Here is a 23379-nt window from a genome sequence, read left to right on the forward strand (position 1 = left end):
CGCCCGGCCCGCGGCCACGAGCACGACCACCGGGCGGACCCGCGCAGGGCGCGCCGCACGCCCGACCAGCACGCAGGTCCGAGCAGCACGTCCGCACCACGAGGGAGTGAAGGGCGCTGATGAACACCACCACATCCACCCACCGGATCGGCGACGTGCAGGTACGACGTCGCTCGTTCCTCGGCATGGTCGCCGCCGGAGCCGCCGTCGCGGGCGTGCCGTCGCTGCTGACGGCCTGCGGGACCGGCGAGGCCGTCTCCGTGTCCACGCCGGGCGCCACGATCGGCGCCGGCATCCTGCCGTCGTACATCCCCGTCGACTACGTCGAGCCCGACTTCCCGAGCGTCAACGGCTCGACGCCCGGCTTCGAGACGATCCCGGCCGAGCTCGTCCAGTCGGTGCCCGAGCCCCCCGGCAGCGGGACCGAGTTCACGGCCATGACACCGCTGTGGGGCACCATCCCGCCGACGGACGGCAACCAGTACTACGAGGCCGTCAACGGCCTGCTCGGCTCGACGATCACGTTCCAGATCACCGACGGCAACGTCTACGGCGACAAGCTCGCGACGGTGCTGGCCTCGGCGCGCGACGTCCCGGACTGGGTGAGCGTCCCGTCGTGGAACATCCCGCCGCGCTTCGGCTCCGAGATCGTCCCCAACATCTTCCAGGACCTCACGGACCACCTCGGCGGCGACAAGATCGCCGCGTACCCGAACCTCGCGAACATCCCGACCGACGCGTGGAAGTTCTGCGTCTTCGGCGGGCGCCTGTACGGCCTGCCGTTCCCCGGCGAGGTCATCACCGACGCGATCTTCTACCGCAAGGACGTCCTGGACGAGCTCGGCATCACGCCGGACGTCCGCTCCGCCCAGGACCTGCTCGACCTCGCCGTCGAGCTCACCGGCGGCAACCGCTGGGGCGCGGAGGACCTGTGGAACACCTCCGCGATCATCCACGGCGTGCCCCCGAAGTGGCTCCTGGACGGCGACCGCCTGGTGCACCGGGTCGAGACCGAGCAGTACCGCGCCGCGCTCGCGTGGAACGCGGAGCTGTTCGCCAGCGGTGCCGTGCACCCCGACGCGGTCGCCGACCAGTCGGGCGAGGCCAAGACGCGCTTCCAGTCCGGCGCCTCGCTCATCATGAACGACGGGCTCGGTGCCTGGCACGAGGCCCTGCGCGACAACCTGGCGAGCAACCCCGACTACTGGCAGCAGCCGTTCGAGCCGTTCGCGGCCGACGGCGGCACGCCGGTGCTGTGGAAGGGCAACCCGGCGAACATCTTCTCGTTCCTGAAGAAGACCGACGACGAGGCCCGGATCACCGAGCTGCTGGCGATCGCCAACGTGCTCGCGGCGCCCTTCGGCACCACGGAGTTCGACGTCATCAACAACGGCGTCGAGGGCGTGCACTTCACGCGTGACGACGACGGTCTGCCCGTGCCCACCGAGCTCGCGGCCACCGAGCTGCAGCCGACGTACATCTTCCTCGTGGACCCGCCGATCGCGAACACCCGGGTGCAGTACCCCGGCTTCGTGCGCGCGTCCTCGGAGTGGCAGACCACGGCCGCGGAGTACCTGCAGGAGCCGCTGTTCTACGCCCAGCAGATCGTCGAGCCCGCGCAGTTCGCGTCGATCGGCCAGCCGTTCGTCGACCTCGAGAAGGACATCTCGCGCGGTCGCAAGAGCCTGGACGACCTCGACGCCGCGGTCGAGACGTGGCGCAGCTCCGGCGGCGAGGAGCTGCGGACGTTCTACCAGGAGATCCTGGACGCGCAGTGATGAGCATCGGTCAGGTCGTGCGTCGTCGCGGCGAGGTCCCTGACCCCGTCGCCGAGGGGGCGGGTGCGCCCGCCCCCTCGGCCCGGGGCAAGATCCCGGTGCGCAAGGTCTCGTTCGCCGCCCGGCTGCGTCGCGACGGCGCGCTGCTGGTGATGGTCCTCCCGGCGGTGGTGCTCCTGGCCGTCTTCGCGTACGTGCCCATGCTGGGCAACGTCATCGCGTGGCAGCAGTACTCGCCGTACACGGGGTTCGTGAACAGCCCGTTCATCGGGTGGGCGAACTTCGAGCGGGTGTTCAGCAACCCGCTGTTCCTCGACTCGGTCGAGAACACCCTCGTCATCACGGCGTTCCAGCTGGTGTTCTTCTTCCCGGTGCCGATCATCCTCGCGCTGCTGCTCAACAGCGTCGTGACGCCGCGGATCCGCACGACGATCCAGTCGATCGTGTACCTGCCGCACTTCTTCTCGTGGGTGCTGGTGGTGACGATCTTCCAGCAGATCTTCGGTGGCGCTGGACTGGTCAACCAGACGTTGCGCGACGCCGGGATGGGCGCGGGCTTCGACCTGATGACCAACCCCGACACGTTCCTGGTGCTGATCACCATGCAGTCCGTCTGGAAGGACGCCGGCTGGGGGATCATCATCTTCCTCGCCGCGCTGTCGACCGTGCCGCCCGAGCAGTACGAGGCGGCCGCGTGCGACGGCGCCGGCCGCTGGCGCCGCATGTGGCACGTGACGCTGCCGGCGCTGCGCCCGGTGATCATCCTGCTGCTCATCCTGCGCCTGGGCGACGCCCTGACCGTCGGGTTCGAGCAGCTCATCCTGCAGCGCGGCGCGGTCGGGTCCGACGTGGCCGAGGTCATCGACACGTTCGTGTACTACCAGGGCGTCATCTACGGCGACTGGAGCTTCGCGGCAGCCGCGGGGCTGGTCAAGGGTGTGGTGAGCCTGCTGCTGGTGCTCGGCGCCAACAAGCTCGCCCACGTGTTCGGCGAGTCGGGGGTGTACCAGAAGTCATGAGCGGACAGGCACCGGAGATCAGCAGCGACGTCGCGCTCGTCCCGCGCGACCTGGCGCCGGGCGTGGCGCGCCTGCCGCGTCGTCGGCGCTCGCGGCACCGCCCGGCGTGGGAGGAGCCGCCGAGCAGGGTCGGCGCGGTCGTGAAGTTCGTGGTCCTCGCGGGCGTCGTCCTGGCGGTCGTGTTCCCGCTGTGGACCGTGATCGTGACCAGCCTGTCGACGCAGGCGGAGACGATCCGCGTGGGTGGTCTGGTGACGGTCCCCGGGGAGCTGACGCTCAACGCGTACCGGCAGATCCTCTCGGGCGGCATCGTGACGCGTGCCGCCCTCGTCAGCACGGGCGTCACGGCCGTGGGCACGCTGCTGTCGACCGTGGTCTCGGTCCTCGCGGCGTTCGGGCTCTCGCGCCCGTCGTCCCTGTGGCACCGGCCGATCCTGTTCGTCTTCCTCATCACCATGTTCTTCGGCGCCGGGATGATCCCGACGTACCTGCTGGTGAGCGGCCTGGGTCTGATCAACTCGTACTGGGCGCTGATCCTGCCCGGGGCGGTCTCGGCCTTCAACGTGCTCATCCTGCGGAACTTCTTCATGGGTATCGACAACGCGATCCTCGACGCGGCGCGCATCGACGGCGCGGGCGACTGGCGGATCCTCGGGGCCATCGTGCTGCCGATGTCGCGGGCCGTGACCGCGGTCGTGGCGCTGTTCTACGGCGTCGGGTACTGGAACGCGTTCTTCAACGCGATCCTGTACATCAACGACAACGCGAAGTGGCCGCTGCAGCTGGTGCTGCGCTCCTACGTCCTGCAGGGCGTGACCCTGCCGGGCAGCGGGGTGGGTCAGGTCGACGTCGCGAGCGGCGCGGTCACGGGCCTGCCGATCAAGATGGCGGTCATGGTGCTGGCCATCGTGCCCATCCTCGTCGTGTACCCGTTCGTGCAGCGGCACTTCACCAAGGGCGTCATCTTCGGCGCCATCAAGGGCTGAGGCGCGGTGCGGCCGGGCGGGTCAGCGCAGCGCGGGGCGGGTGCTCGCCCGCTCGACGAGCACGGGGGCCAGCAGGCGGGTCTCGGCCGGCTCGTCGTGCCCCACCCGGGCCATGGCCATCTCGACGGCCACGCGGCCGATCGCGTGGGCGGGGATGTCCACGCCCGTGAGGGGCAGGGGCTGCCCGACGGCGACGTCGGGCGGGCACACGGCCACGACCGACACGTCCTCGGGCACGTGCCGGCCGCGGTCGGCGAACGTGGCGACGACCCACGGCAGCGCGACCTCGTTGTGCACGACGACGCCCGTGACGTCCGGCAGCCGCTCGAGCACGCGGTCGACGGCGCCGACGGCGCCCGCCATGGACGACTCGCACGGCTCGACGACGGCGGCGAGCCCGGCCTCCGCCGCCTCGGCCGTGAAGCCGCGCATCATGCGCTCGGCGTACGAGGTGTGCCGTTCGAGCACGGCCCGCGGGGAGCCGACCAGCGCGACGCGGCGGTGCCCGAGCCGGGCGAGGTGCCGGACGGCGAGGCGTCCGGCCGCCTCGAAGTCCAGGTCGACGCACGACAGGCCCTCGGGGTCGCGCGGCAGCCCGATGAGCACGGCGGGCTGGCGCAGCCCGACGAGGACGGGCACCCGCGGGTCGTCGGCCTCGACGTCCATCATCACCAGCGCGTCGACCATCGACCCGCTGGCGACCCGCTCCAGCCCGGCGGTCTCGTCGGCGGTGAGCAGGAGCACGTCGTGGTCGTAGCTGCGCGCTGCGGTGACCACGCCGGTCACGAACTGCATGATGACGTTGACGTTGACGTCGACCCGCAGCGGCGCCATGAGTCCGAGCACGTGCGTGCGGGCCGAGGCGAGCGCACGGGCGCCGGCGTGCGGCCGGTACCCGAGGTCGCGGATCGCGCGCTCGACCCGCTGGCGGGTCGGTGCGGAGATGGGGCGCTTGCCGGACAGGACGTACGACACGGTCGAGGTGGAGACCCCGGCCGCCCGTGCGACGTCGTCGATCGTGGTGGCCACGGTGCTCCGTTCGTGTCGCGGCCGGTCTGCGGCGACCCGCCGCCGACGCCCACCCTAGCGTCCGCGCGTCGTGCCGCGGGCGCCGATCGGTGCGGCCGGCCGGTCCTGCAGGCGAAGCGCTTCGCCACGGGTGATGCCGCGCGGTGGTGCGTGTCCGTTGACGATCGAGGTGGCCCGCGACCTACGATCAGCGAAGCGCTTCGACGACCCATCGACGCCACTCGACGAGGAGGCCCGCCGCGATGACCGCGCCCGCACCCGACGCCCCGGCGTCCCGGCCGGCCCTGTCCGCGCTCACCGACGACGCGGGCCTGCTCTACGGCGCCGACTGGAACCCCGAGCAGTGGGGGCCCGACGTCTGGCGCGAGGACGTCGCCCTCATGCAGGCCGCCGGCGTCAACCTCGTCACCGTCGGCGTCTTCAGCTGGGCCCGGCTCGAGCCCGCCCCCGGCCGCTACGACACCGACTGGCTCGACCAGGTGCTCGCGCTCGCCCACGCCCACGGCGTCATGGTCGACCTCGCCACGCCCACCGCGTCGCCGCCCCCGTGGCTGGGCGTGCGCTGGCCCGGCGCGCGCGCCGTCACCGCCGACGGCGTGCGGCTCTCCCACGGCTCGCGCAACCACTTCTGCCCGTCCTCGCCGCACTACCGCGAGCGCGCGCTCGCGGTGGTGCGGGCGCTCGTCGACCGGTACGCCGGCCACCCGGCGGTGCGGATGTGGCACGTCGGCAACGAGTACGGCCAGGTCTGCTACTGCGAGCACTGCGCCGCCCGGTTCCGCACGTGGCTGCGCGAGCGCCACGGCACGCTCGACGAGCTCAACCGGGCCTGGGGGACGACGTTCTGGAGCCAGCGCTATGGCGACTGGGGCGAGGTCGTGCCGCCGCGCGCCGCGCCCTACCTGCTCAACCCGACGCAGGTGCTCGACCACCGCCGGTTCGCCTCGGACCTGCTGCTCGACCTGTACCTCGAGCAGCGCGACCTGCTGCGCGAGCGGGACCCGGGCACGCCGGTGACGACCAACTTCATGGGGTTCCACGGGCTGACCGACTACCGACGCTGGGCGCCCCACGTCGACGTGGTCGCCGACGACGTCTACGGCGACCCCGCGGACCCGGACTCGCCGGTGCGGGTGGCGCTGACCCACGACCTCGTGCGCGGCCTGGCCGGCGGCGCGCCGTGGATGGTGATGGAGCAGGCCGCGGGCGCGGTGAACTGGCGCCCGCACAACGTGCCCAAGACGGTCGCGCAGATGCGGCTGGACTCCCTGCGCGCGGTCGCGCGCGGCGCCGACGGCTCCTGCTTCTTCCAGTGGCGGGCCTCGGTGTTCGGGGCCGAGCGCTTCCACTCCGCCCTCGTCCCGCACGCCGGGCCGGGCACGCGCCTGCACCGGGCGGTGGTCGAGCACGGCGCCGAGCTGACCCGTCTGCGCCAGGTCGTCGGCACCCGGGTGCCCGCGCGGGTCGCGCTCGTCTTCGACTGGCCCAGCTGGTGGGCCGCCGAGGAGCCGGCGCAGCCGTCCGACCGCCTGCGCGTGCTGCCGCAGGTGCTCGCCTACTACGCACCGCTGTGGCGCGCGGGCGTCGCGGTCGACGTGGTCGGCCCGGACGCCGACCTGTCCGGCTACGACCTCGTCGTGGCGCCGCAGCTCTACCTCGTCGAGGACGCTCACGTCGCAGGGCTGCGGTCCGTCGTCGAGCGCGGCGGCGTGCTGCTCCTCGGCCCGTTCTCGGGGGTGGCCGACCGGGACGGGCACGTGCGCACGGGCCGGTTCCCGGTGCCGTTCGCCGACCTGGTCGGCGGCTCGGGCGAGGAGCACGTGCCCCTGGCCGACGCGGGCGTCACGGTCCGCTCGGCGCTGCTGGGCGACTTCACGGCGCACGACTGGGCCGAGCGCGTCCGGGTCGACGACGGCGAGGCGGTCGCGACCGTCGACGGCGGCGACCTCGACGGTGCCGCGCTGGTCGTCCGGCGGGCCCACCCGTCCGGCGGCGAGGGCTGGTACGTCGCGACGACGCCGCCGCAGGAGGTCGTCGACGCCGTCGTGGACGCGTGCCTGCGCGCCGCCGGCGTGACGGGGGCGCTCGCGGTCCGCCCGCCCGACGGCGTGGAGGTCGTCCGCCGCGGCGACGTCCTGTTCTGCCTGAACGCGACCGACGAGCCGCGCACCGTCCCGCTCGACGGTGCCTGGCACGACCTGCTCACCGGCGCCGACGTCGCCGACCACGTGCTGCTCGCCCCGCACGACGCGGTGGCGCTGACGGAGAGGACCTCATGAAGTTCACCGACGGCTACTGGCAGCTGCTGCCCGGGGTCACCGAGCTGCGTCCGCGTCAGGTCGACGAGGTCGTCGCCGGCGACGACACCCTGACCGTCTACGCGTCGACCGCGAAGATCGAGCACCGCGGCGACACGCTGAACCGCCCGCTGGTCACGGTCTCGTTCCACTCGCCGATGGACGGCGTCGTGGGGGTGACGATCGAGCACTTCCGGGGAGGTCTGGAGCGCGGGCCGCGCTTCGGCCTGCGGCGCGAGGTCGCGGACGTCAAGATCACGACGCCGCAGCTCAACGGCGCCCCGCTGGCGACGTTCCGCTCGGGCCCGCTCGAGGCGCGTGTCGCGACCGACGGCGACTGGTCCGTGGAGTTCGTCGCGGACGGCCGCACCCTGACCTCGTCGACGGCGCGCAGCGTGGGCGTCCTCACGGACGCCGACGGGCGGCACTTCGTGCGCGAGCAGCTGACGACGGGTGTCGGCGAGCACCTGTACGGGCTGGGGGAGCGGTTCGGGGCGTTCGTGAAGAACGGCCAGACCGTCGACATCTGGAACGCCGACGGCGGCACGGCCAGCGACCAGGCGTACAAGAACGTCCCGTTCTACCTCTCCGACGCGGGCTACGGCGTCTTCGTCGACCAGCCCGAGCGGGTGTCGTTCGAGATCGGCACGGAGGTCGTCTCCCGCGCGCAGTTCTCGGTCGAGGGGCAGTCGCTGACGTACTACGTCGTGGCGGGTCCGACGCCCAAGGACGTGCTGCGGCGCTACACGGCGCTGACGGGCCGGCCGGCGCGCGTGCCGGACTGGTCGTACGGGCTGTGGCTGTCGACGTCGTTCACCACGGACTACGACGAGGCGACGGTGACGCACTTCGTCGACGGGATGGCCGAGCGCGGCCTGCCGCTGTCGGTCTTCCACTTCGACTGCTTCTGGATGCGGCAGTTCCACTGGAGCGACTTCGTGTGGGACCCGGCGACGTTCCCGGACCCGGAGGGCATGCTCGCGCGCCTGAAGGCCAAGGGCCTGCGCATCTGCGTGTGGATCAACCCGTACGTCGCGCAGCGCTCGGCGCTGTTCGACGAGGGCAAGGAGCGCGGCTACCTGGTCACCGAGGCCGACGGCACGGTGTGGCAGTGGAACATGTGGCAGGCGGGCATGGCGCTCGTCGACTTCACGAACCCGGACGCGGTCGCCTGGTACCAGGACAAGCTCCGGGTGCTGCTCGACCAGGGCGTCGACTGCTTCAAGACCGACTTCGGCGAGCGGATCCCCACCGACGTGGTGTGGCACGACGGGTCGGACCCGCAGCGCATGCACAACTACTACACGCACCTGTACAACGCGGCGGTGTTCGAGCTGCTGGAGGAGGAGCGGGGCGAGGGCGAGGCGGTGCTGTTCGCCCGGTCGGCGACCGCGGGCGGGCAGCAGTTCCCGGTGCACTGGGGCGGGGACTGCGAGTCGACGTTCGTCTCGATGGCCGAGTCGTTGCGCGGCGGGCTGTCGCTCGCGCTGTCGGGGTTCGGCTACTGGAGCCACGACATCGGCGGCTTCGAGGGCACCCCGGACCCGGCGGTCTTCAAGCGGTGGCTGGCGTTCGGGCTGCTGTCGTCGCACAGCCGGCTGCACGGGTCGAGCTCGTACCGGGTGCCGTGGGCGTTCGACGACGAGGCCGTGGAGGTCACGCGTCTGTTCACCCGGCTGAAGCTGTCCCTCATGCCGTACCTGTCGCAGGTGGGCCGGCGTGCGCACACCGAGGGCCTGCCGGTGATGCGGCCGATGGTGCTGGAGTTCCCGGACGACCGGGGCGCGGCGGCCGTCGACACGCAGTACATGCTGGGCGAGCACCTGCTCGTGGCGCCGGTGTTCTCGGCGGAGGGTGACGTCGACGTGTACGTGCCGGAGGGCACGTGGACGTCGTGGCTGACGGGGGAGCAGGTGGTCGGCCCGCGCTGGGTGCGCGAGCGTCACGGGTTCGACTCGGTGCCGCTGTACGTGCGGCCGGGCACGGTTCTGCCGGTGGGCGCGGTCGACGACCGGCCGGACTACGTGCACGCGGACGGGGTGACCCTGCACCTCGTCGAGCTTCCCGACGGCCACCGGTCGGTGACCCGGGTGGCCGCGGGGTCGGGTGCGGACGACGCGCTGTTCACGGTGGAGCGCACGGGCGGGCGCGTGCGCGTCGAGGCCGTCGGCGCTCCCGGGGCGTGGGCGGTGCAGCCGCGGGGCGGTGCGCGCGTCGAGCACCGCGGTGACGGTGCGGTGGAGATCGACCTCTAGGACCCCGTGCGCCGGCGGTGGGAGCAGGGCCCGCCGCCGGCGCACGGCAGCCGGGTGCGGGAGCGGTCCCACACCGGGTATCGTATCGATTCGACCGAGCGTCGGACGCGCCGACGCCTCCCACCAGCACTCGCTCGAAGGGCCGACGATGACCAGCTCGCGACCGTCCGGACGCACGTTCCCCGCGGACTTCCTCTGGGGGTCGGCGACCGCGTCGTACCAGATCGAGGGAGCCGTCGACGCCGACGGCCGCGGCCCGTCCATCTGGGACACGTTCTCCCGCACCCCCGGCAAGGTCCTCAACGGCGACACCGGCGACGTCGCCGTCGACCACTACCACCGCGTCGAGCCCGACGTCGCGATCATGGCCGACCTCGGCCTGCAGGCGTACCGGTTCTCGATCTCCTGGTCGCGCATCCAGCCCACCGGCACCGGCGAGCCCAACGCCGCCGGCCTGGCGTTCTACTCCGACCTCGTCGACCGGCTCCTCGCCGCCGGCATCCGGCCCGTCGTGACGCTGTACCACTGGGACCTGCCGCAGGCGCTCGAGGACGCGGGCGGCTGGACCAGCCGCGCGACCGCGCTCGCGTTCGAGGAGTACGCGCGCATCGTCGCCCGCGCCCTCGGCGACCGCGTCCACCTGTGGACCACCCTCAACGAGCCGTGGTGCTCGGCGTTCCTCGGCTACGCGTCGGGCGTGCACGCCCCCGGCGTCACGGACCCGGCCGCCGCGCTCGCCGCCGTCCACCACCTCAACCTCGCGCACGGGCTCGCCGCCCGCGCCATCCGCGAGGAGCTGGGCGAGGACACCCCCGTCTCGATCACCCTCAACCTGCACGTCACCCGCGCCGCGTCGCCGGCGCCCGCGGACGTCGAGGCCAAGGAGCGCATCGACACGATCGCCAACGAGGTCTTCCTCGGCCCGCTGCTCGAGGGCGCCTACCCCGAGCGGGTGCGCACCGACACGGCCGGCATCAGCGACTGGTCCTTCGTGCAGGACGGCGACCTCGAGACCATCCACCAGCCGCTCGCGCTGCTCGGCGTCAACTACTACTCCACGGGCCGCGTCCAGCACGGCACCCCGCCCGTCGGCGACGGCACCCCCGGCCCCGACGGCCACCGCTCGTCCGTCGTGAGCCCCTGGGTCGGCGCCGACCAGGTCGAGTGGCTGCCCCAGCCCGGCCCCTACACGGCCATGGGCTGGAACATCGAGCCCCAGGGCCTCGTCGACCTCCTCCTCGAGCTCCACGAGCGCTACCCGGCGCTGCCGCTGGCCATCACGGAGAACGGCGCCGCGTTCTACGACACCGTCACCGACGACGGCCGTGTCCACGACCCCGACCGCGTCGCCTACCTGCACGACCACATCGACGCCGTCGGCGAGGCCATGGACAAGGGCGTCGACGTCGGCGCCTACTTCGTGTGGTCGCTCTTCGACAACTTCGAGTGGGCCTACGGGTACGACCGGCGCTTCGGCGTCGTGCACGTCGACTACGACACCCAGGTCCGCACGGTGAAGGACTCCGCCCGCTGGTACCGCGAGCTCGTCCGCACCCGCACCATCCCGACCGTGGAGTCCGCGGCCGACCTGTGACCTCCCACCCCGGGACGCGCACCCGCGCGTCCCGGGGCGCGCCGGCGGGGGAAGATGGTGCCGTGCCCCGCAGCCGACGCTCCACCAAGCGCCCCTGGTCGGCCGAGCACGTCCCCCTCGAGGTCGACCGGGCCACCGGCGGCCGCCGCTCCGAGTCCGGCCCCGACGGGGAGTGGGTCGTCCAGCCGGTGCGGGGCTCCGACCGCGAGTACCGCTGCCCCGGCTGCGACCAGGTCGTCGCCCCCGGCACCGGCCACGTCGTGGCGTGGCGCACCGACTCCTGGCGCGGCGACGGCCTCGACGAGCGCCGCCACTGGCACAGCTCCTGCTGGCAGGCGCGCGGACGACGCGCACCCACCCGGAGAGCCGGCCCGTGAGCGCCGCACCGGGCCCCCTCGCCCTGCCCCGCGCGCCCCGGCTCGTCGCCACCGACCTCGACGGCACGCTCCTGCGCACCGACGGCACCGTCTCGGCGCGCACCGCCCGCGCCCTCGCGCACGCCGAGGCCGCCGGCGTCCTCGTCGTCTTCGTCACCGCCCGCCCGCACCGCTGGCTGGCCGACCTCGCGCCGCACGTCGCCGGGCACGGCGTCGCGCTGTGCGCCAACGGGGCCTCCGTCGTCGACGTGGCCACGCTGCGGGTGCTCGAGCAGCACGGCATGGGCCCCGACGTCGTCCGTGCCGTCGCCGCCGCCCTGCGGGCCCGCTGGGGCGCGGACCACGTGCACCTCGCCGTCGAGCGCGCCGACGGCTTCGCCGCCGAGCACGGCTTCGTCGACAGCCACCCGCTCCCGCGCGACGCCCGGACCGCCGCCCGCGTCGAGGACCTCCTCGACGCCCCCGTGCTCAAGCTGCTCGTGCGCACCGACGCCGAGCCCACCGCGGGGTGGGAGTTCGTCGCCGGGCTCACCGCGGCCGTCGGCGACCTCGCCGTCGTCGCGGACTCCGGCGCCCACGGCCTCGGCGAGATCAGCGGACCGGGCGTGACCAAGGCCGCGGGCCTCGCCCGGTTCGCGGCGGACCGGGACGTGCCCGCCGCCGACGTGTGGGCCGTCGGGGACGCGCCCAACGACCTGCCGATGCTCGCCTGGGCCGGGGTGGCGTTCGCGGTGCGGAACGCCCACGCCCCCGTCCTCGCCGCCGCCGACCACCACCTGCCCGCGAACGACGACGACGGCGTGGCCGTCCTCCTCGAGCACGCCGCCGCGCTCGCCGCCCGCCCGACGCCCGGCACGTCCCGCCACCCCCGCTGACCCGACCTGCGGCCGCGCCCGTCCGCGGCCTAGGCTCGGCACCGATGAGCACCCACGCGGACCCCGCCACGCCGATCCGATCCCTCACCGTCCTGCCCGCCCACCGCGAGGACGTCGAGCTGCACACCGCCGACGGGCTCACCCTCGTCGGCGAGCTCGCCCTCCCGGTCGACGACGCCGGGGCCCTGGTGCCGCCGGTGGCCACGCTCGTCACGCTGCACCCCCTGCCCACCCACGGCGGGTACATGGACTCCCACGTCTACCGCAAGGCCGCCTGGCGCCTGCCGGCGCTCGCGGGCCTGGCCGTGCTCCGGTTCAACACGCGGGGCACGTCGAGCCCGCGCGGCACGAGCGGCGGCGCGTTCGACGGCGGGGACGGCGAGCGGTTCGACGTGCACGCCGCGATCGAGCTCGCGGAGTTCCGCGACCTGCCGCGGCGCTGGCTGGTGGGCTGGTCGTTCGGGACCGAGCTGGCCCTCATGCACGGCCGCGACCCGTCGGTCGAGGGCGCGATCCTGCTCTCGCCGCCCCTGCACCGCGCGACCGACGCCGACCTCGACGCGTGGGCGGCCTTCGGCAAGCCCCTGCTCGTGCTCGTGCCGGAGCTGGACGACTACCTGCGCCCGGACGAGGCGCGCCGCCGCTTCGCGCGGGTCCCGCAGGCGCAGGTCGTCGGCGTCGAGGGTGCCAAGCACCTGTGGGTCGGGGAGTCGGCGGTGCGCCGCGTCCTCGACGAGGTCGTGGCGCGCGTCGCCCCCGGCCACCCCCTGCCCCTGCCGACGACGTGGGACGGTCCGTCGACGACCGCCACGACCGGCCGCGACACGACGGAGGACGACGCATGACCCCGACCCCGCTGGTCCTGCTGCACGCCTTCCCGCTCGACCACCGGGTGTGGGACGACGTCGTCGCGGCGCTGCCGCCCGGGCAGCCGGTGATCGCCCCCGACGTGCCCGACGCGGACCTGCTCGGCGGGCGTCCCTCGCTCGACGACGCCGCCGACCGTGTGGCCGCGCAGGTGCGGGCGGCGGGGCACGCGCGCGTCGTCGTCGCGGGGCTGTCGATGGGCGGCTACGTCGCCCTCGCCCTCGCGGAGCGTCACCCGGGGCTCGTCGCGGGGCTGGGACTGCTGGACACCCGCTCGACGGCCGACGCGCCCGAGGCGGCGGCCCGCCGGCTCGCGACGGCCGACGCGGTCGACGCGGCCGGCTCCGTCGACCCCGTGCGCGGCGCGGTCGCCGGGCTGCTCGGCGGCACCACCCGGACCCGCCGGCCGCAGGTCGAGGAGCGCGTCACCGCCTGGGTCGACGAGCAGCCGCCGGCGCGGGTGGCGTGGTCGCAGCGCGCCATGGCGGCCCGACCCGACCGCACGCCGGTCCTGGAGGCCTTCGCGGGCCCCGTGCTCGTGGTCGTCGGTGCCGAGGACGAGGTCACGGGACCCGAGCACGCGCAGCACATGGCCGCGGCGTCCGCCTCGGCGCGGCTCGTGGTCGTCCCGGCTGCGGGTCACCTGACGGCGGTCGAGGACCCGGCACCGGTCGCCGCGGCGCTCGCCGAGCTCGTCGCACGCTCCGACGCCACCGCGCCTCGCTGACGCCGCAGCCCTGCTGACGTCGCGCCCCCTGGGCAGCGTCCCTCGGGGCTGCGTCTGGCACGACGGGGCAGTGCCGCGGGAACCCGCCTCGCGCGGACCGGTGCAACCGCCGGAGCGACCGTCAGCCGCCGGCGAGCACCCGGGCGAGCGCGTCGGCCATGTCGATGGACTCGCCGTCCTTGCCGCCGGCCCCGATGACCAGCGGCGGCTCCTGCGGCGCCGGGTGCACACCGCGCAGGCGCGCGGCGAGGCTCGACGGCGCGGTGAGCACGTAGAACTCCCCGTCGGTGCCGACCGCGACGGTGCGGTCACGGCGCAGGTACCACCCGTGCAGCGGGGTCCGGAAGCGTGCCCTGCCGTCGTAGCTGCGGGCGTGCAGCGGCTCGGGCCCGACACCCGAGGCCCTCGCGTCCTCCAGGAACGTCCGGATGAGCGCGCGGGCGCGGTCCGACTCGGCGCGCTGCCGGGCCGCGAGCGCGTCGGCGTGGGCGACGGCAGCCTCGCGGCGCCGCTCGCGCCACGCCGACGTGTCCTCGGCCACGGTCAGCGCGCGGTGCCGCTGGTCGACGACTGCTCGTCGGCCGCGTCGTGCCCCCGGGGCGCGTCGTCGGCCCCGGTGCCGGCGTCGCCCTCGGGCGCCGCGCTCTGCGCCGGCGTCGTGGCCGGAGCGCTGCCGTCGGTGGCGTCGGTCGCGGGGCGCGGCTCCTCGGGCGCGGCGTCCGCGTCCGAGGAGCCCGTGGGCTGCTCGGACGGGTCCTGCTGCTGCTCCACGGCGGGGGAGGGCACCACCGCGACCGCGGCGGACACCGGCGCGGGGCGCGCCTTGCCGGCGCGCGCGGCCGGACGGGCCGGTCGGGCCGGCGGCTGCTTGGCGGCGGCGGGCTGCGCGGCCGGGGTGCGCGGTGCCGGGCGCTCCTGCTCCTCCTGCACCGGGTTCTCCTGGCCCGCGGCGGACGCCTGCGTCTTCTCGAAGGCGGCCTCGATGCGGCCGGCCTTCTCGAGCGCGGCCCGGTCGGGGTTGGGGCCGAGCAGGTGACGCAGCTCGTCGAGGTAGGACGTGATCGACTCGCGCTGGCGGTGCAGGTCCTCGACCTGGCGGGTCGCGTTCGTCCGCTCCCGCTCGGCCTCGGTGGTGGCGTCCGCGATCTGCTTCTCGGCGTGCTCGCGCGCCTCGGCGACCACCCGGTCGGCCGTGCGGCGTGCGGTGGCGACGAGCTCGGCGGCGTGCCGCTCGGCGTCGGTGCGCACGCGCTCGGCGTGCGCGAGGGCCTTGGCGACACGCTCCTCGGCCTCCGCCGCGTGCGCCTCGGCGTCCCGCACGAGCGCCTCGGTCTCGAGACGGGCGGCGTCGTGCCGCTCGGCGTCCTGCCGCTCGGCGGCCTCGTGCTGCGACGCGATCGCGAGCTCGGCGTCGGCGAGCTGCTGCTCGGCGCGGCGGACGATCTCCTCGGCGTGGGCGCGCGCCTGGCCGACGATCTCACCGACCGCGCGCCGTGCCTCGGTGTGCAGGTGCTCGATCTCCAGCCGCGTGCGCTCGCGCAGCTCGGTCGTGTCGCGGTCGGCGGCGGCGCGCTGCTCGGCGGTGTCGCGCTCGGTGGTCTCGCGCAGCTCGTCGGTCTCGCGCACGGTGGACTCGCGCAGGTGGGCGGCCTCGTACGCCGTGCGCTCGCGCAGCTGGGTGCTCACGCGCTCGGCGTCGGCCCGCAGCTCGGTCGCGTACTGCTCGGCCTCGGTGCGCAGCGCCGCGACCGACGCCTCGGAGTCGGCACGCAGGCGGGCGACCTCGTCGGCGACGGCCGCCCGCATCTCGCCGGTCTCCCGCTCGGCGGTGGACCGCACGTAGGCGGCGTACTGCTCGGACTCGGTCCGCAGGGCCGTGACCTCGGCGGCGACCCGCTGCTGCAGGGAGGTCGCGTCGCGCTCGGCGGCGGAGCGGGTCGCGTCGGCGTAGTCGGCGGCCGCCGACCGCTGCGCGGTGGCCTCCTCGACGGCGGCCTGGCGGACCGCGGCGGCCTCGGCCGCCGCCTCCGAGCGCACGCGGTGCGCGTACCGGTCGGCGTCGGTCCGCAGCTGGGCGGCCTCGTGCTCGGCACGCGTGCGCAGCTCGGTGGTGTCGCGGTCCACGCTCTGGCGCAGGTCCTGCGCGTAGCGCTCGACCTCCTCGCGCAGGGCGGTCGTCTCGGCCTCGGTGCGGGCGCGCAGCTCGCTGGCCGTGCGCTCCGTCGCGATCCGCAGCTGGGTCGCCTCGTGCTCGACCGTCGCGCGGAGCGTCCCCAGCTCGCGCTCGAGCGACGTGCGACGCTCGCTCTCCTCGGTCTGCACGGCGCTCTGGATCCGGGCGGCCTCGCGCTCGGCGGACCCGACGAGCTCCTCGGCGCGGCGCTGCGCGGCCAGCAGCGAGCTCTCGGCCTCGGCGTGGGCGGTGGTGCGCACCTCCTCGGCCTCGCGCCGGGCGTTGGCGAGCAGCTCGGCGACCTCGTTCTCCGCCCGGGCGCGCAGCTGGCCCGCGGCGAGCTTGGCCCGCGCGAGGGAGTCGGCGGCCTGGCTGTTCGCCTGGGTGACGACGTCGGAGGACTGCTCCTCGGCGGAACGCAGGAGCTGCTCGATCCGGGAGCCCAGCCCCGAGTAGGTGGGGCGCTCCGCCTCGCGCAGCTGGCGCTGGGCCTCCGACAGCTCGACGGAGGCCTGCATCTTCTCCGAGTCGAGCGCCTCGACCTTGGCCCGGGTGTCGGCGAGGGCCTGCTCGAGCGAGGAGATCCTGGCGTCGACGGCGTCACGGTCGTACCCGCGGAAGTTGACCACGGGGAACGGGGGCCGGGCTTCGGGCACGGGGGCAGTCCTCCTCGTCGGGGGGCCCGTCCGCCCGGGGTGCGGCAGGCGGTGGACGAGGTGGTCTCGACGTCGGTGCCCCGCTCGACAGGATACGCACGGAGCCCCCTCGTGAGGGTGCGACGCACGGGGTGTGGCGGCGTCGGGTCCGACCCGTGCAGGTCCTGCGACCTCGGCGGATCCGTGCAGCCGGGCCCCGGCCGGGCGTGCAGCCTGGCACCCTTCTGCGTGCCGTCCGACGACCGACCCGGTTCGGACAGCACGGACACCTCTGCCTATCCTGGGTCGTTCGCTCCCGAGAGGACTCTGCGTGCGCAAGCGACTGCTCTACGCCGCGATCGGGGTGGTGGGGCTCGTCCTCGCCGCCCTGGGCGTCGCCTCGGCGACCGTGTGGCGGGCCGACGACGTGCTCGTGGCCACCGCCACGGCCGACGAGCACACCGTGATCACCGACGCCGGTGTGCTCGAGATGGCCGGTGACGCCGTCACGGTCCGTGCCACCGCGGGGTCCGCCGACCCGGTGACGCTCGTCGTCGGCCGTGACACGGACGTGCTCGGCTGGGTGGGCGAGGACCCCCACCAGCGGGTGTCCGGCCTCGACGGGTGGCACGAGCTGCAGCTCGACGCGCCCGCGGCCGACCCGACCGACGCCGCCACTGCTGCTGCTGCCACCGACGGTGCGACGGGTGCCGCCACGGCCGAGGCGACCCAGCCCCCGGCCGAGGACGCGACGGCGGACGCCGACGACGCCGCGGACGGCGAGGCTGCGGACGGCGAGGCCACGGACGAGCCCACGGCCGTCGACCCGGCGGGCTCCGACATGTGGGTCCTCGAGGCGACGGGGGAGGGTTCCGCCGAGCTCGAGTGGACGGTGCAGGCCGAGGGTCGCTGGAGCGTCATGGCGGTGAGCACCGGCGCAACCCCGCCGACGATCTCGCTCGCCTGGCCGCAGACGGTGACGACACCCTGGCTGTGGCCGGCCGCCGGAGCCGGTGCGCTGCTGGTCGCGCTGAGCCTCCTGCTCCTCATGCGTGACGTGCTGCGGGCACGTCGCGGCGACGGCTCGGGGTGGACCGCGGTCGCGACGGGCTCGACGCCCGTGGTCGAGGCCGGGGCCGTCCCCGCCGGTCTGACCCGCCGCCAGATGCGCGAGCTGCAGGGCGGCGGCCGCCCGGGCACCCAGTCCCTCCCCGTCGTCCCGACCGTCGTCCGCGCCGCCCCCGAGCCCGTGGTCGTGCCCGGCCGTGGCGGCACGGGGTCGTCGGCACCCGACCGCGCGGGCGCGTCCGACGCGCCGACGCCGGACTCCTCGCCCGCGGGAGGGCGCCGGAGCCGGCGCGGGTCCGGTCAGGGCGACGCGCCCCCGCGACGCCCGGGCCTGCGGTCGCTGGGCCGTCGTGACGCGGCGCCCGAGCAGCCTGCCCCGGCCACCGCGGCGGCGCCGTCCGCGTCTGCGGGAGCGTCGAGCCCCCACGGCGCGGCTGGCGCGCCGTCGTCCCCGCCGTGGCGTGGCGAGGACCGGGTGCCGTCGCCCCCCGGTGCGCCGACCGGCGCCGCCGGACCGCGGCCCGCGTGGCTCGCGGACCGTGGGCCCGCACCGTCGCCCGGCCCCGCGCACCCGTCCGCCCCCGCGCCGGGCGACCAGGCCGCCGGCCGCGGTCAGGGGCCGACGACCTCGGCATGGGGGCCGCGTCCGTCGGCACCCCCGCAGGGTCCTGCGGGCGCCGGACCGACGCGGGGCCCCGGTCCCACGGCACCGGGCCGCGCCGTCCCGCCCCGGCCGGGCGCACCGGTGGGGACCGTTCCGCCCGCCGGCCCGGGGCAGTCGGGCGGGCGGCACCCCGGTGGTCCTGCGGGGCCCGGTGCCTCGGCCGGTCCCGCGGGGAGCCAGGCGCGCCCCGGCTGGGCCCCGTCGCCCCCGTCACCGTCCCCGTCAGGACGCGGCCCGCGCCCGGACGCGGGCGGTCCGCCGGAGGGCGGACGTCCGCGTCCGGCGTGGGCGCGCGGGGACGACGGCGACGCGGGCTCGCGGGCCGACGCGTGGCGTCGCGCGTGGGGCATGCCGCCCGTGCCCGGTGAAGACGACACCCGTGAGGAGGACCGATGAGCACCGCACCCCGACCGTCCGGACGTCGTGCCCGCCGTGGCGCTGCGGGTCTCGTCGCCGCGACCTGCGTGGTCGCGCTCGTGGCGGGCTGCGGCACGCCGCTCCCGGCACCGGCGCCCGCACCGGTCGGGGCCGTGCCCCCGCCGGTGCTCGGTCCTGCGCAGACCGAGCGCGTGCTGACCTCGCTGGGCGAGGTGCTGGCGGCGGCGGACGAGAGCCGTGACGCCGGCGACCTCGACGCGCGGGTCTTCGGCCCCGCCAGGGCGATCCGCAAGGCGGAGTACGTCTGGCAGGCCGCGACCGACGGCGAGCGCACGCCCACGTCCTTGCCCACCGAGGAGCAGGCGGTCATCACGCCCGAGTCGGACACCTGGCCGCGCACGCAGCTGGTCGTCACCGAGCAGCCCGACGACCTGCAGGCGCCGCGCATCCTCGTGCTGCACCAGGCGAACCCGCGCGCGCAGTACCGCCTGTGGGGCTGGGCCCGCCTGCTGCCGGGCGCCCAGATGCCGCTGACCGCAGCCACCGAGGAGGGCAGCCCGGTGCTCGCGGACGACGACGACACGCTCCTCGTGCCGCCGGGGGAGGTCGGGGCGCGCTACGCCGACGTCCTGTCGAAGGGCGACGAGTCCGAGCACGCGGGGACCTTCGCCGCGGACGGGTTCCGTGAGGCGGTCCAGGAGGCGAAGGCGGCCACGCAGGGTGCCGTCGACGAGGCGGGGACGCTGACGGAGACGTACACACCGGCCGACGGTCCGGTCGTGGCCCTCGGGACCGTCGACGGGGGTGCCCTGGTCGTCCAGGGGATGTCGACGACGTCGACCGTGACGCTGACCGTCGACGGCGGGACCATCCCGATCGAGCCGTTCTACGCGGAACTCGCTGGCGCCACCGAGGCGTCGACGAGCTTCACGCGCAAGTTCACCGACGTCCTCGTGATGTACGTCCCGCCGGCGGGGAGCGACGCCCAGGTCCAGGTCCTCGCCGCCGAGCACGCCGTCACGGACGCCGAGGCCCAGTGATCCGGCGGCCCGTCGCCGGACCAGCACGCGCGGGCGCCGCCCGCGCCACCGTCTGACCAGGAGGAGCTCGAGATGTCGCAGCAGTCGTCGCCCCAGCAGGGCCCCCGGCTGGACGTGCGCGGCGCCGTGGACCTGTCCACGCTCGCCCGCCCCAGCACACCGGCACCCGGGGAGCCGGGCGGGCTGGGTGCGCCCGGCGGGTACGTGCGCGACGTGGACCAGTCGTCGTTCGGCGAGGTCGTGCAGGCCTCGACGGAGCACCCCGTGGTGGTGGTGCTCTGGGCCCCGTGGAGCGAGGCGAGCCAGCAGGTCGCCGCACAGCTGGGCCGCGAGGCGGAGGCGGACGCCGGCCGGTGGCTCCTCGCACGCGTGGACGCCGACGCCAACCCGCAGGTCGCGGCCGCCTTCCAGTCGCAGTCCGTGCCCTCGGTCGTCGCCGTGCTCGCCGGCCAGCCGCTGCCGCTCTTCCAGGGGCAGCCCGCGGCCGAGCAGGTGCGTGCCGTGCTCGACCAGCTGCTGGCCGCGGCGGAGGCGAACGGCATCACCGGCCGCGTGGCGGCTGCTCCCGCCGCACCCACCGACCCGGTGCCGCAGGAGCCCGCGCTGCCGCCGCTGCACCAGGCCGCGTACGACGCGATCGAGCGCGACGACCTGCCGGCGGCCCGCGAGGCGTACGAGCAGGCGCTGCGCGAGAACCCTCGCGACGCGATGGCGCGCGCGGGCCTGGCACAGGTCGAGCTCATGATCCGTACCGCGACGGCGGACGCACGTGCGACGCGGGAGGCCGGGGCGGCGCGTCCGGACGACGTCGACGCCCAGCTCGCGGTCGCGGACCTCGACGTCTTCGCCGGTGCCGTCGAGGACGGGTTCGTCCGGCTGGTCGAGGTCGTCCGACGCACGTCGGGCGCCGAGCGCGAGCGTGTCCGGGAGCGCCTGGTGCAGCTGTTCGAGGTCGTGGGCACCGACGACCCCCGGGTCGCCGCGGCGCGACGAGCCCTCGCCGGTGCGCTCTTCTGAGCACGGCGAAGCCGTTGCGGGGCCCTGACCAGGGGTCTTGTGAGGGCAGCAGCACTCGCAGGCCGGACCGCGAGCTGCGTGACCACGGTCACGCACCTCGCGGTTTGCACGTCCGGCACCCCGTGGGTAATGTTCTCCAGGCCCGCCCGGCAGGGAGGAACGGACACCGAGGTGATCTTCGGTGGTCGGTCCCGCGGAGCAGGGCCTTCCCGTGTGTTGGTCATCTTGGCGCTGTGTGCGTCGGGGTGTAGTGTGCGGGGCCGCAGTTCGGTGGTTGTCGGGTCGCTTCGGTGGTTCGGTGGGTTCCGGGTTGTGGGGTAGTTTTTGTTCGAGATTCTCGCTGGTTTGTTTTTCTGGTTCGGCTGTGAGGCCGGGGCGGGGAAATGAATGGTGTAGAGTTGAGAACGACGCCGGAAGGGCGGATGAGCGGTTTCGAGTCGGGTGAATGCCTGGTTCGGGAATGCGATTCGGTCTGGTAGGGTGGAGCACGAACGAAGAGAAGCCTCCAGTGAGAGCCGCAAGGTTTGAGTGGATGCGCGTCTGTTCCTTGAGAACTCAACAGTGTGCCAAGTAGTCGATGCCATTGATAGTGGTATCGCATCTGGGTCAGCTCGCACCCCCGTGTGAGTGGCTCAGGTAGGTGCCAGTTTCTGGCCCTGGCTGTATGGCTGGGGCTTCTTTGTGGTGTCTGTTGCTCGCTGGGTTCGCCTGGTGGGTGGCTGTTTGACATTAACGGAGAGTTTGATTCTGGCTCAGGACGAACGCTGGCGGCGTGCTTAACACATGCAAGTCGAACGGTGACGGCCAGCTTGCTGGTCTGATCAGTGGCGAACGGGTGAGTAACACGTGAGCAACCTGCCCTTCACTCTGGGATAAGCCTTGGAAACGAGGTCTAATACCGGATATGAGACGCACCGGCATCGGTAGCGTCTGGAAAGATTTATCGGTGAGGGATGGGCTCGCGGCCTATCAGCTTGTTGGTGGGGTGATGGCCTACCAAGGCGACGACGGGTAGCCGGCCTGAGAGGGCGACCGGCCACACTGGGACTGAGACACGGCCCAGACTCCTACGGGAGGCAGCAGTGGGGAATATTGCACAATGGGCGCAAGCCTGATGCAGCGACGCCGCGTGAGGGATGACGGCCTTCGGGTTGTAAACCTCTTTCAGCAGGGAAGAAGCGCAAGTGACGGTACCTGCAGAAGAAGCGCCGGCTAACTACGTGCCAGCAGCCGCGGTAATACGTAGGGCGCAAGCGTTGTCCGGAATTATTGGGCGTAAAGAGCTCGTAGGCGGTTTGTCGCGTCTGCTGTGAAATCCTCAGGCTCAACCTGGGGCTTGCAGTGGGTACGGGCAGACTAGAGTGCGGTAGGGGTGACTGGAATTCCTGGTGTAGCGGTGGAATGCGCAGATATCAGGAGGAACACCGATGGCGAAGGCAGGTCACTGGGCCGCAACTGACGCTGAGGAGCGAAAGCATGGGGAGCGAACAGGATTAGATACCCTGGTAGTCCATGCCGTAAACGTTGGGCACTAGGTGTGGGGCTCATTCCACGAGTTCCGTGCCGCAGCAAACGCATTAAGTGCCCCGCCTGGGGAGTACGGCCGCAAGGCTAAAACTCAAAGAAATTGACGGGGGCCCGCACAAGCGGCGGAGCATGCGGATTAATTCGATGCAACGCGAAGAACCTTACCAAGGCTTGACATGCACCGGTAACACTCAGAGATGGGTGCCCCGCAAGGTCGGTGTACAGGTGGTGCATGGTTGTCGTCAGCTCGTGTCGTGAGATGTTGGGTTAAGTCCCGCAACGAGCGCAACCCTCGTCCCATGTTGCCAGCGGGTTATGCCGGGGACTCATGGGAGACTGCCGGGGTCAACTCGGAGGAAGGTGGGGATGACGTCAAATCATCATGCCCCTTATGTCTTGGGCTTCACGCATGCTACAATGGCCGGTACAAAGGGCTGCGATACCGCGAGGTGGAGCGAATCCCAAAAAGCCGGTCTCAGTTCGGATTGGGGTCTGCAACTCGACCCCATGAAGTCGGAGTCGCTAGTAATCGCAGATCAGCAACGCTGCGGTGAATACGTTCCCGGGCCTTGTACACACCGCCCGTCAAGTCATGAAAGTCGGTAACACCCGAAGCCGGTGGCCCAACCCTTGTGGGGGGAGCCGTCGAAGGTGGGACTGGCGATTAGGACTAAGTCGTAACAAGGTAGCCGTACCGGAAGGTGCGGCTGGATCACCTCCTTTCTAAGGAGCATCTGGCAGCTGGCGTGCCCTGTCGTGGGGTGCGGGTGGTTGTCCAGGCCCATGCCCTGGCCGTTCGTGTCAGGGGTGGTGCTCACGGGTGGAACATCGACTACGGCCGGCTTTGTGCTGGTGGGGCTGCTGAGTACGCCTGCTGTTCGTGTCCTTCGGGGTGCGGGTGGTGGGGAGGGAAAGGTGAGGTTCTGCTGGTGGGGTCGGCCTGGCACGCTGTTGGGTCCTGAGGGAGCAGCCGTTGAGGTTGTGTCTTTCAGGTCGGGACTGTCTGGTCCGGATGAACCGCTTGTCTCCTTCGGGGGGTGGGTAGGCGCCGGGTGTCGGGTGGTGACCGGTGG

General features: G+C 73.6%; 16 protein-coding genes and 1 rRNA gene. 14 read left to right on the forward strand and 3 right to left on the reverse strand.

All coding sequences use genetic code 11. The features are described from left to right. The first annotated feature begins 119 nt into the window (after positions 1-119). From BKA21_RS16005 to BKA21_RS16015, 3 genes are read left to right on the forward strand one after another with little or no spacing between them, the layout of a single operon-like run. Positions 120-1778, forward strand: coding sequence for an extracellular solute-binding protein (locus BKA21_RS16005; RefSeq protein ID WP_140459937.1), 1659 nt, complete (start codon positions 120-122; stop codon positions 1776-1778). Then, the gene (locus BKA21_RS16010) at positions 1778-2797 is read left to right on the forward strand and encodes an ABC transporter permease (RefSeq protein ID WP_140459938.1); all 1020 of its coding nucleotides are present in this window, start codon (positions 1778-1780) and stop codon (positions 2795-2797) included. Before BKA21_RS16005 ends, BKA21_RS16010 begins: the two co-directional genes overlap by 1 nt. Next, positions 2794-3783 carry a carbohydrate ABC transporter permease gene (locus BKA21_RS16015; RefSeq protein ID WP_140459939.1) on the forward strand — a complete coding sequence of 330 codons (990 nt, stop codon included), beginning with the start codon at positions 2794-2796 and terminating at the stop codon, positions 3781-3783. Before BKA21_RS16010 ends, BKA21_RS16015 begins: the two co-directional genes overlap by 4 nt. Positions 3784-3804: 21 nt before the next feature. On the opposite strand, the gene BKA21_RS16020 is transcribed toward BKA21_RS16015, so the two are convergent. Next, complete coding sequence (locus BKA21_RS16020; protein ID WP_140459940.1) at positions 3805-4812, reverse strand: LacI family DNA-binding transcriptional regulator; 1008 nt, start codon at positions 4810-4812, stop codon at positions 3805-3807. Positions 4813-5054: 242 nt separating this feature from the next. Between BKA21_RS16020 and BKA21_RS16025 the strand changes: the two genes are divergently transcribed. The 7 genes from BKA21_RS16025 (at position 5055) to BKA21_RS16055 (ending at position 13804) form a co-directional block, all read left to right on the forward strand. After that, positions 5055-7091 (forward strand): beta-galactosidase, encoded by a 2037-nt coding sequence (locus tag BKA21_RS16025; protein ID WP_140459941.1) that lies wholly within the window; start codon positions 5055-5057, stop codon positions 7089-7091. Beyond that, positions 7088-9364, forward strand: coding sequence for an alpha-xylosidase (yicI, locus tag BKA21_RS16030; protein WP_140459942.1), 2277 nt, complete (start codon positions 7088-7090; stop codon positions 9362-9364). Before BKA21_RS16025 ends, yicI begins: the two co-directional genes overlap by 4 nt. 148 nt (positions 9365-9512) lie before the next feature. Further along, entirely contained in the window at positions 9513-10958 is a 1446-nt protein-coding gene (locus tag BKA21_RS16035; protein ID WP_140459943.1) for a GH1 family beta-glucosidase, read from the forward strand. A 62-nt stretch (positions 10959-11020) separates the two neighbouring features. Further along, on the forward strand, positions 11021-11335 hold the full coding sequence (locus tag BKA21_RS16040; protein ID WP_140459944.1) for an Rv1322 family protein: 315 nt from the start codon (positions 11021-11023) through the stop codon (positions 11333-11335). Continuing rightward, positions 11332-12210: an HAD family hydrolase gene (locus BKA21_RS16045; protein WP_239072941.1), complete on the forward strand. Its 879-nt coding sequence runs from the start codon at positions 11332-11334 to the stop codon at positions 12208-12210. Before BKA21_RS16040 ends, BKA21_RS16045 begins: the two co-directional genes overlap by 4 nt. A 44-nt stretch (positions 12211-12254) precedes the next feature. Then, the gene (locus tag BKA21_RS16050; protein WP_140459945.1) at positions 12255-13055 is read left to right on the forward strand and encodes an alpha/beta hydrolase; all 801 of its coding nucleotides are present in this window, start codon (positions 12255-12257) and stop codon (positions 13053-13055) included. Further along, entirely contained in the window at positions 13052-13804 is a 753-nt protein-coding gene (locus BKA21_RS16055) for an alpha/beta fold hydrolase (protein ID WP_140459946.1), read from the forward strand. The genes BKA21_RS16050 and BKA21_RS16055 overlap by 4 nt, the downstream gene beginning before the upstream one ends. 121 nt (positions 13805-13925) lie before the next feature. On the opposite strand, the gene BKA21_RS16060 is transcribed toward BKA21_RS16055, so the two are convergent. Further along, a complete protein-coding gene (locus BKA21_RS16060) occupies positions 13926-14345 on the reverse strand; it encodes a hypothetical protein (RefSeq protein WP_140459947.1) in 420 nt (139 codons plus the stop codon). 2 nt (positions 14346-14347) lie between these two features. Further along, positions 14348-16633 (reverse strand): coiled-coil domain-containing protein, encoded by a 2286-nt coding sequence (locus BKA21_RS16065; RefSeq protein WP_239072942.1) that lies wholly within the window; start codon positions 16631-16633, stop codon positions 14348-14350. A gap of 310 nt (positions 16634-16943) precedes the next feature. Between BKA21_RS16065 and BKA21_RS16070 the strand changes: the two genes are divergently transcribed. The 4 genes from BKA21_RS16070 (at position 16944) to BKA21_RS16085 (ending at position 23029) form a co-directional block, all read left to right on the forward strand. Continuing rightward, positions 16944-18740: a hypothetical protein gene (locus BKA21_RS16070; RefSeq protein WP_140459948.1), complete on the forward strand. Its 1797-nt coding sequence runs from the start codon at positions 16944-16946 to the stop codon at positions 18738-18740. Continuing rightward, positions 18737-19762: a DUF8094 domain-containing protein gene (locus BKA21_RS16075; RefSeq protein WP_218887021.1), complete on the forward strand. Its 1026-nt coding sequence runs from the start codon at positions 18737-18739 to the stop codon at positions 19760-19762. The genes BKA21_RS16070 and BKA21_RS16075 overlap by 4 nt, the downstream gene beginning before the upstream one ends. A gap of 72 nt (positions 19763-19834) precedes the next feature. Continuing rightward, positions 19835-20779: a tetratricopeptide repeat protein gene (locus tag BKA21_RS16080; RefSeq protein ID WP_140459949.1), complete on the forward strand. Its 945-nt coding sequence runs from the start codon at positions 19835-19837 to the stop codon at positions 20777-20779. A 729-nt stretch (positions 20780-21508) separates the two neighbouring features. Beyond that, positions 21509-23029, forward strand: a 16S ribosomal RNA gene (locus tag BKA21_RS16085). Positions 23030-23379: the final 350 nt, after the last annotated feature.

The organism is Cellulomonas oligotrophica (assembly GCF_013409875.1).
In the GTDB taxonomy this organism is placed as follows: Bacteria; Actinomycetota; Actinomycetes; order Actinomycetales; family Cellulomonadaceae; genus Cellulomonas; species Cellulomonas oligotrophica.